This window comes from Streptomyces sp. NPDC055078 (genome assembly GCF_053607985.1).
Genome location: NZ_JBSGUP010000551.1, coordinates 1 through 5,592, shown reverse-complemented (window position 1 = coordinate 5,592; position 5,592 = coordinate 1). Strand labels below are relative to the sequence as shown.

Annotated in this window: 6 protein-coding genes; 5 read left to right on the top strand and 1 reads right to left on the bottom strand. The window is 69.1% G+C overall.

The genetic code is table 11. The annotated features are described in order from the left end of the window. Positions 1-7 precede the first annotated feature (7 nt). A complete protein-coding gene (locus tag ACWF94_RS31745; protein ID WP_453496307.1) occupies positions 8-1,405 on the bottom strand; it encodes a carotenoid oxygenase family protein in 1,398 nt (465 codons plus the stop codon). A gap of 111 nt (positions 1,406-1,516) precedes the next feature. Here ACWF94_RS31745 and ACWF94_RS31740 point away from each other — a divergent pair, with 111 nt between their 5' ends. The 5 genes from ACWF94_RS31740 to ACWF94_RS31720 all read left to right on the top strand — a co-directional run. Next, positions 1,517-2,113: a PadR family transcriptional regulator gene (locus ACWF94_RS31740; protein WP_453496304.1), complete on the top strand. Its 597-nt coding sequence runs from the start codon at positions 1,517-1,519 to the stop codon at positions 2,111-2,113. Between the two features lie 311 nt (positions 2,114-2,424). After that, positions 2,425-3,252 carry a hypothetical protein gene (locus tag ACWF94_RS31735; protein ID WP_453496301.1) on the top strand — a complete coding sequence of 276 codons (828 nt, stop codon included), beginning with the start codon at positions 2,425-2,427 and terminating at the stop codon, positions 3,250-3,252. Between the two features lie 124 nt (positions 3,253-3,376). Then, positions 3,377-3,907, top strand: a complete 531-nt coding sequence (locus ACWF94_RS31730) for a carboxymuconolactone decarboxylase family protein (RefSeq protein WP_453496298.1) — start codon at positions 3,377-3,379, stop codon at positions 3,905-3,907. 82 nt (positions 3,908-3,989) lie between these two features. Next, positions 3,990-5,264, top strand: coding sequence for an MFS transporter (locus ACWF94_RS31725; protein WP_453496295.1), 1,275 nt, complete (start codon positions 3,990-3,992; stop codon positions 5,262-5,264). Positions 5,265-5,388: 124 nt separating this feature from the next. Beyond that, the coding region (locus tag ACWF94_RS31720; protein ID WP_453496292.1) for a hypothetical protein at positions 5,389-5,592 on the top strand (204 nt) is incomplete at its 3' end.

Genomic DNA, 5,592 nt, shown 5'->3' with positions numbered 1-5,592 from the left:
ATGGCGGCTATACGCCGAACTCGCTGTCGTGGATCTCGCTGTCGTCGATCCAGTTGCCGTGGAACCCGAACGGGACGCGTCGCGGCAGATGTACGCGTGCGACAGGAGGGGCCTTGATGTCGGCGGCGTCGAGGACGACGAGTTCGCTGCGATCGATGGTGCCGTCGTGGACGACCGAGAGAATCCAGCCGTCGTCCTCGGCCCCGGCGCCGGGTCGTGCGACGAACGTCGGCTCCTGTGTCACCCGCCCGGTTCCGAAGTGGTGTGCCGAGGCTTCGCCGGTCGTGGTGTCGAACTTGACCAGCGGTCCGGGTTCGAAGCTGCCGCCACGGTCACGGTTGACGTCGTCGGACAGGCGCAGGCTGCTGGGACCGGTGCCGCCGAACCAGCCGTAGCGGTGTGAGCGCCCCGCCCGTCCCTGGTTGATCCGGGGCCATTCGACGCTGTGGTCGGACATGATCTGCTCGGAGACGGTGCCCCGGTGCGGGGCGATGGTCCACCTGGCCAGGGCGGGCGGCCCGTCGGCGGGGCCGCGGAGCACATCGCGGAAGACCGTGTCGTAGCGGACGACGTCCATGACGATCGAGCCGTCCGGGGTGTCGTACGCGTTGAGAACATGGAACACATAGCAGCGCGGCGCGTCGATCCAGGTGAGCTGATCCGCCGTGCCACCGCGGGGCAGCACTCCCACGCGCGACGGGTGCTCCTCGTTCCAGCGCATCGGGAGCGCGTCGCCGCTTCGCGGTGTTCCCGCCGCCAAGCGGCCCACGGCGTCCATCGACAGGGTCACCGGCAGATCGAGGACCACGACCCGGGTGGCGGTCATCGCCATGTCGTGGACCATGGGCACCCCGGAGACAGGCAGTTCGGCGGTGTGCGTCGCCTTCCCGGTGGCGTCCATGACGTCGTAGCGCAGGTATTCCGCTCCGGGCCGGATCAGATAGCTGATGGAGTGCATCTCCCCGTTGACCGGGTCGATCTTCGGGTGGGCGGTGTACCCGGCGCGCAACGCTCCGCCGGAGTTCCAGGTCGACATCCGGTCGAGGTCGGGGGCGATCGTCACCGGCGCCCCGCCTCCCTCCTCCAGTGAGAGGAGCCGGCCGCCGTGGGCGAGGATGTTGGTGTTGGGCGAGTCCTCGGGAGCGTCGCCCCGGACGAACCGGTTGCGGTACCACTCGGCACGCCCGTCGCGCAGCCGGACACCGTGCACCATGCCCTGGCCGACGAACCAGTGATGGCCTGTCCCCGTCTCCACGGGCCCCACGGGGTTGGGACCGGTCCGCAGATAGCGGCCGTTCAGCTCGGCGGGCAGAGTCCCGGTCACCGGCAGGTCGTTGACGCTCACCTCGTCGGAGACAGGGGCGAAGTTGCCCTCCAGATAGGGATTGCGGATCGCCGTGGTCATCGATGACTCCGATCGTCAGATTCGAACGTGCAGCCTGTACTGTTCAGATGTTCCAACTTCAGAGCCGGGCGTGCAACGCCGAGGTTCAGACCGTCCAGACCGGGAGATGTCATGCCAGTTCTCTCCGCCAGTGCCTACGTCGTACTCGGCCTCCTGGAGCACTCGGGCTCCGCCACTCCGTATGCGCTCGATCGCGAGATCCAGGAGAGCATCGGACATTTCTGGGCCTTTCCCCGGTCCCAGATCTACGCGGAGGCCGCCCGGCTGGTGCGCCACGGACTCGTCACCGAGGACCGGGAGGGCGCCGGACGCCGCCGGCGGACGCTGTCGCTCACCCCCGCCGGGCGGGACGTTCTCGCCAGATGGCTCACCGGGCCGACCGAACACATCACCGAGATCCGCGACGAGGGCCTGCTGCGGATCTTCTTCCAGCAGGACGGCGCGTCCGCCGCGGCACAGGTGCGTCGACTCGCCGTACAGCAGACGGAGGCACACCGCCGCAAGCTCGCCGAGTACGAGATGATCCTCGCATCGGCCCCCACCCCGGAGACGTCCGCACCCGACGCCGCCGGGCCCGGTTCGGTGTTCGGACCCCCACAGGCCGCCGCCCTCGCCTTCGGCCTCCGGTTCGAGCAGCTTGCCATCGAATTCTGGACGGAGATCGCCGAGCGCGGCGCGAGCGCGGTGGATCCACGCCCGCGGGAGTAGCGGCTCCACCTCGTCCCTCCGTCGCCCGACAGACGTCTCAGGGCAGTACACGCCCGGCCCCCGACAGCGGTGGGACGGTGCGTGTGCTGTCGCCGGGTGCGGTCCCGTGCGCCGCGGGGAGCGGCGGCGCACCCGGTGCGGGACGCCCCGCGGGGAGCCCCGGTGCGGGATTCCCCGACGACACGCCGACTACGGAAACCTCCCTGGCCGGAATACCCCCTAGGGGTATAGTGTTGGCACGGATGTCCCGAAGACGGGCAACGCCAGAAGACATATCACACAGCACGCATCACACAGGTGGAGCCACGATGATGAGCAGTTCCGGCCACGACATGACCAGCCACAGCGGCCACGGCGGAGCCCGTCCCGGCGGGCTGTCGGTCTCCGAGAGCGGGTACACCCTCGACTTCGACGCGACGATCCTTCCCACCGGGGTGCGGACGGTCACCTTCCGGGTGACCGGTCCCGACGGGAAGCCGGTGACCGAGTTCACCCCCGAACACGGGAAGAAACTGCACCTCATCGCCGTCCGGCGCGATACGACCGGGTTCCAGCATGTGCACCCGGTGATGGACGAGGGGGGCACCTGGAGCGTCGAGGTGACCCTGGTACCGGGAGACTGGAGGTTCTTCGCCGACATCCATCCGGCCGGTCACGACGGGACCATGACCCTGGGGATCGACGCCTCGGTCGCCGGGCAGTACGACCCGCAGCCCGTTTCCCAGGACAGCCGCATCGCTCACATCGGCGAGTACACCGTCACCCTCGACGGCGAACTCGTGCCCGGCGAGACGAGCGACCTGACGCTCACCGTCAGCCGGAACGGGCGGGATGTCACCGATCTCCAGCCCTACCTGAGCGCGTACGGGCACCTGGTGGCGCTGCGAGTCGGCGACCTGGGCTACCTCCATGTCCATCCGGAGGGCGAGCCCGGTGACGGCATCACCGAGCCGGGGCCCGAGATCACCTTCATGGCCGCCGCGCCGTCGGGCGGCACCTACCGCCTCTATCTGGACTTCCAGCACAACGACGTCGTCCGGACGGCCGAGTTCACGGTGCGGACCACCGCGACCGCCCCCCGCTCGGACGCGGCATCCCAGGCCGCACCCGAGCACCCGGGCCACCACGCACACCACTGAGCGCACGAACGTCACCGACCGACTGCCTCGGCATACGGCGCGGCCAGGGGGCGCTCGACCCGCCGGGCGCCCCGCCCGCCCCCGTACCCCCCGTACGTACATCCTCCACGCCGGAAGGACCGTCATGCCCCGCCTGACCCGACTCACGCCCGATACCGCGGTCGGCGCCTCGCGCGACCTGCTCACCGAGCTTGTCTCCCGCCACGGCCAGATCGGTGACATGGTCTCCACGATGGCGCACTCGCCCGCTGTTCTGGGCGGCTATCTGCAGCTCAGCCGGGCCATGGGACGAGCCAAGCTCAACCGTAAGATCAGCGAACGGATCTCGATCGCCGTCCAGGTCCAGCAGGGCTGCGGGCTGTGTCTCGACGCGCATGTCAGTGCTGCGCGCGCGATGGGAGTGGACGAGGAAGAGATCGAGCGAGCCCGCGCCGGCACCTCGGCCGATCCCGCGATCGCGGCGATCATCGCCCTCGCCCTCCAGATCTACCGCGAGCCGACGTCGATCACCGACGAACAGGTCATCGCGTTGCGCGAGCACGGCTACAGCGACCGCGCGATAGCCGATGTCGTCGGCGTCGTCGCACTCAACATCCTCACCGGTGCCTTCAATCTGCTCGCCGGCCTCACATCGGGGAGCGACACCGATGCGTAGACACATCCCAGCCTCCCGCTGTGGGGCACGGCCCCCCACCCGGGGCCGTGCCCCGCCACCCGGACATTGGAAGGAACACGCCATGGGCCTGTTCGCCATCCGCGACTACCGCCGACTGTTCAGCGCCCAGATCATCGCCCTGTTCGGTACCGGCCTGACAACAGTGGCCCTCGGACTGCTCGCGTACGACCTCGCGGGCCCGCGCGCCGGCACGGTCCTCGGCACCGCCCTGACCGTCAAGATGGTCATGTACGTCGTGATAGCCCCCCTCGCCGCCGCGTACGCCGACCGCTTCCCCAGAAGAACTCTCCTGATCCTCCTCGACGTGGTGCGCGCCGCCGTGGTCCTGGCGCTGCCGCTCGTCACCGAGGTCTGGCACATCTACATCCTGATCGGCCTGCTCCAGGCCGCGTCCGCGGCGTTCACCCCGACGTTCCAGGCCGTCATCCCCGACCTCGTCACCAATGAGTCCGACTACACGCGCGCCCTGTCCGCCTCACAGGTCGCCTACACCATGGAGAGCCTGCTCAGCCCCGTACTGGCAGCGGTCGCCCTGGCGTTCATCAGCTTCAACTGGCTGTTCCTCGGCACCTCCGCCGGATTCCTCCTCTCCGGTCTGCTCGTCCTGTCGACGCGTATCCCCGACGCCCGTCCCAGTGCCCACACCCGGGTATGGGACAAGGCCGCGGCAGGGATCAGGACATTCCTCCGGACACCGCGGCTGCGGGGCATCATGGCGCTCAACCTGGTGGTCGCGGCGGCGGGATCGATCGTCGTCGTCAACACCGTCAACTACGTCCGCGACGAACTCGGCGGCTCGCAGTCGGACGTCGCGTGGATGCTGGCCGCCTCCGGCATCGGAACCCTTCTGGCCGCCCTCGTACTGCCCCGGGTTCTCGACCGGATCGCCGCCCGCACCGTGATGGTGACCGGCGCCGGAGTCCTCGTCGGCGGCACGGCGGCCGCGGTGGCTCTCCTCGCGACCGGCCTGGCCACCTGGACCGGTACGGCGGTCGTCTGGACCGTGATCGGCATCGGCATGGCGCTGGTCATCACACCGACCGGCAACGTCCTGCGCTCGACCGTCGCGCCGAACGCGATCCCCGAGGTCTTCGCAGCCCAGTTCTCCCTGTCGCACCTGGCCTGGCTGATCACCTACCCCATCGCGGGCTGGCTCGGTACGAACTCCGGGTTCACCCTCACCTGGTCCATCCTCGCGGCCCTCGCCGGGACCGGCGCCATCGGTGCCCTCCTGCTGTGGCCACGCCACGACGGACGCCGGGCCGTGCCCGGAACCGAGGCACCCGACCGGACCGCGCCCCTGCCGGACAGGCCCACCCTGGCCAAGGCCGCGTAGAACGGGAGGAAATCACAGCCCCGGGAATCCGTACCGGGCTCCGTACTTGGCTCCGTACCGGGCGGGGTGTCAACAGCGGAAACGGATTCCCGCGGGGCTCCACGGAGACCGTACTGTTCAGGTGTTGCAGACCATCAACTATTCGTTCGCAGCACGGATTGACCACCTCGGCCGATCCCTGAAAGGCTCGGCTCAACAGGTCAGGAAAAAGCCCGGGCAGCTGGCAGAGGCTCGCCGGCCGTCATCATTTCCGGATTTCCGGCCTCTTTCATCGGTGTGGGCCCCGGGTCAAGTGAATGGTGACTTCTGTATGAGTGCGCTGATTCTG